Genomic DNA, 3,147 nt, shown 5'->3' on the forward strand with positions numbered 1-3,147 from the left:
ATTAGATGCAAACTTATTAGTAGAGTTTTTGCTGTCGTAAACAGAGAAACTCCCTATATAAATACATATAAATTTGCTTCTTAAATTTAACAAATTATATTTGTTTTTTGTCATAGAATGCGGGAGCTGGTTGCGTTTTTTTTATTTTTTTATCCTAAATCCATTTGTCGTTTCATTTTCACGAAGTACCAATTGTCGTTATAGGATTTTATTATTTCGTCATCATTAATATCATTTTCAACATCTTTAGAATAGACAAGATAATACTGAACTGAAAGATAAACTTTAACGAATGATTTGTCCTTTGATTTAGAGTACGCAAAAACGCCATATTTCTGAAGTCGTTTTTTGAGTCCGTTGAAATAGTCTTCAGGGTTTCGCTTGAAATAGTGAATTTGAAAAGTTGTTGAATCATAATTCAGTTCTGTGAATATCGAATCTTGTTTCAGAGTATATCTTCCTTTAGATAACTTTAAAGGTGAGTTGTTAAATGACTCTTTCAATTGGCAGCTGTCTGAAAAACAAATTAGTCCAATTTCATTGTCCTTTGGGAAAATTCGATAATTGTTTAAGAAATCTTGTTCATAGGTAAATTGTGCTCTTGGGTGATAACTGTATTTTAAAAGTTCAGTGTCTTGTAAAAATTCATTGGCATACATTTCGACAAATTGGTCTGCTTTTTCTTGTGAATATTCCAAGAGTCGCTTTTCCTGGTTACAGGAAATGAGCAATGTAACAATAATGAGGTATGTATACGATTTTTTCATTTTTTTAAATGCACCCTAATGGTCTCGTATATGAGCAGTAGCGGTTCGTTTTTTATAATTATTTTGAAAATTTAGTTTTTTAAAAGGTTGTGCAACAGTTACCGCTGTTGTTGGTAGTGCTTTTATGCTGGTTTTGCAACTAAATAATTAGTAGATGCTATTATTATTTCTATGTATGTTGTCAAGTTTGATTTTCCTGTAGTTCGTCTAATTTTACTTAAAAATTCATGTGGTTCAATGAAATCTCTATTGTTTAATAAACTTTGAACATATTTTTTTTTGGATGATAAGCTTTCATGAGCAATATAGTTTCGTAATATTTTCATATTGTTAAACTCTCCTGAATAATTTACATCTGTTGTTATTATTTCAAATGGATTATTCACAAAAATGTGTTCTGATAAATCCGTAATGTTTTCAAAATAATTTATGTAAGCTTTATTTTTGTTACCTATAACATTATTAAGATGCGTATCATCTATAAATGGAAGTTTTCTTTCTGGGCAAAAATCAAAAGAACTGTTTTGACCAGTTGAATAAAAAATAAATAAATCAGAAGTGAATTTTTCAAATTTTATATAGATCTTGAAAAATGCTAATTCAAATAGCTTAGGATTATCATTAGTTGCTAAAATTTCATTCCAATAATTAATTTCATCAAGTACAAATGAATTGTCCATACTATTCACAAATTACATTACATAAAATTTTTATTCTTTCTGTTCTTTCTTCGATGTTTGTTGTTCGAGATTTGTGATGTTTTTCAAAGTTCAAATATTTTGCAATATCATTTTCGTCTAAAGAAACTTTCTCAGATAATTTATACAATAGTTCTCCTTCGAAATTCATTAATTTTGAAACTAATGATTTTAAATTTGCTAGAATATTGTCGTGAGAATAGTTTTCGCAAACTTTAATTTCAGCATGTTGAATCTTAAAAATTTGAAAATTTAAAGCACAAAATAAAGTGAAAAGATAGTTTTTTCTATGGAAAATTTTGGTGTCAAATAAAGGATTTTCAAATATTTCATAAAGAACTTGAAAAATTTTATCTAATCTGTATTCAATTTCTTCTGCTTGCAAAAATTCCTTATCGTAATTTTTATAAAATTTATCAAACTTTGTTGGCGTGTCTGTTGTGATACCTTCAATAAGATGAATAATTAAAGAATTAAAAAAATCTATATCTAACATTCTTGAGAATTCTTTGTCTTTAAAAGTATTATTGTTAATCAAAAAACTTTTGAATTGTGAAGACTTTCGATATACAAATACTTTAAATTCTCCTGTAAATTGAGCGTTTCGTAATTCTTGTTTATTTAACGCCATATTGTTGGTGTTCAGCCTGGCAAACATTTCATATATTTTTGCGTCTTCTTTGAGTTTTATAATTTCAACTCCAATGTTATAATGTAAAATCCTTTCTTTCTCATCAGGAGATAAATCATTATAGAATTTTTTACCAAATTCTGCATTATGAGAAGGTAAAATAGAAAATCTATTTTCTGTAAAATCAATTATGCTTCTTATTCTTTGTTGACCATCAATTATTTCTCGAGTGGTTTTACGAGTACTTGTATCAATACTTAATCTCAAAAATATTTGCGGAATAGGAAAACCTCTCAATATTGTATCTATTAGGTATGATTTTGCGTTATTACTCCAAACTGCATTTCTCTGATATTTTGGCGACAAAGTTAGTTCATCATTGTCATACCAATTTAAGAAATCGTTTATGCTAAATGCTTTGGTGTCTTTTATTTCTGTCATTTTTTTCCAATAATTTATTTTATGTGCAATTTTTGTGATAGCATTACCTACAACTAGTAAATATCATCAACTTTATATACATTTTTTAACTTTTTTCAAACTCCCCAAGCATAAGCCAAGACCACCCGCTTACCCGCAAGGCATCATTCTCCCGTTAAAAAGGTGTGGTATTTGTATGATGGAAATCCAAAAATAGAAAAAGAATGGTAAACTACCTACAAAAGTGCAATAATTTTTTTACCCCAAAACAAATACAAGCCATTCTAAAAAGTTTGCCAAATGAGGCAAAAAATCATCTTAAAAGGCTTTTAGAAATAAAACCGGCTTTGGTCGGATTTAGGTTGGTTTTTTGGGTTTTAGTTGGGTTTCCTTCCATATTAATTGCACATTTGTTCGGAAAACACCCCTTTTTTCCGAAGCCCGTTCGAACAAATACCGAACAATTATCGAACAAAACCGCTATAAAAGTCAAGAAAATCGTCAAAATGAACTGTGTTTATTTCCAAATTTATTTTAGTTAATTATATACTGAATAATATTCTTTTTTTGTAGCAATCGCATAAGCTTGTTTTATTAGTTTATTTACAACTGCTATTAAAGCAAGCTTTTT

General features: G+C 28.2%; 3 protein-coding genes. All 3 read right to left on the reverse strand.

Annotated features, from left to right (window positions below; genetic code table 11):
* Positions 1–149: 149 nt before the first annotated feature.
* The gene (locus ACIQ0M_RS15380) at positions 150–767 is read right to left on the reverse strand and encodes a hypothetical protein (RefSeq protein ID WP_396153818.1); all 618 of its coding nucleotides are present in this window, start codon (positions 765–767) and stop codon (positions 150–152) included.
* Positions 768–889: 122 nt separating this feature from the next.
* Positions 890–1,447 carry a hypothetical protein gene (locus ACIQ0M_RS15385; RefSeq protein WP_396153820.1) on the reverse strand — a complete coding sequence of 186 codons (558 nt, stop codon included), beginning with the start codon at positions 1,445–1,447 and terminating at the stop codon, positions 890–892.
* A 1-nt stretch (position 1,448) separates the two neighbouring features.
* A complete protein-coding gene (locus ACIQ0M_RS15390) occupies positions 1,449–2,537 on the reverse strand; it encodes a DUF262 domain-containing protein (RefSeq protein ID WP_396153822.1) in 1,089 nt (362 codons plus the stop codon).
* Between the last annotated feature and the right edge of the window lie 610 nt (positions 2,538–3,147).

This window comes from Flavobacterium sp. (assembly GCF_044339515.1).
In the GTDB taxonomy this organism is placed as follows: Bacteria; Bacteroidota; Bacteroidia; order Flavobacteriales; family Flavobacteriaceae; genus Flavobacterium.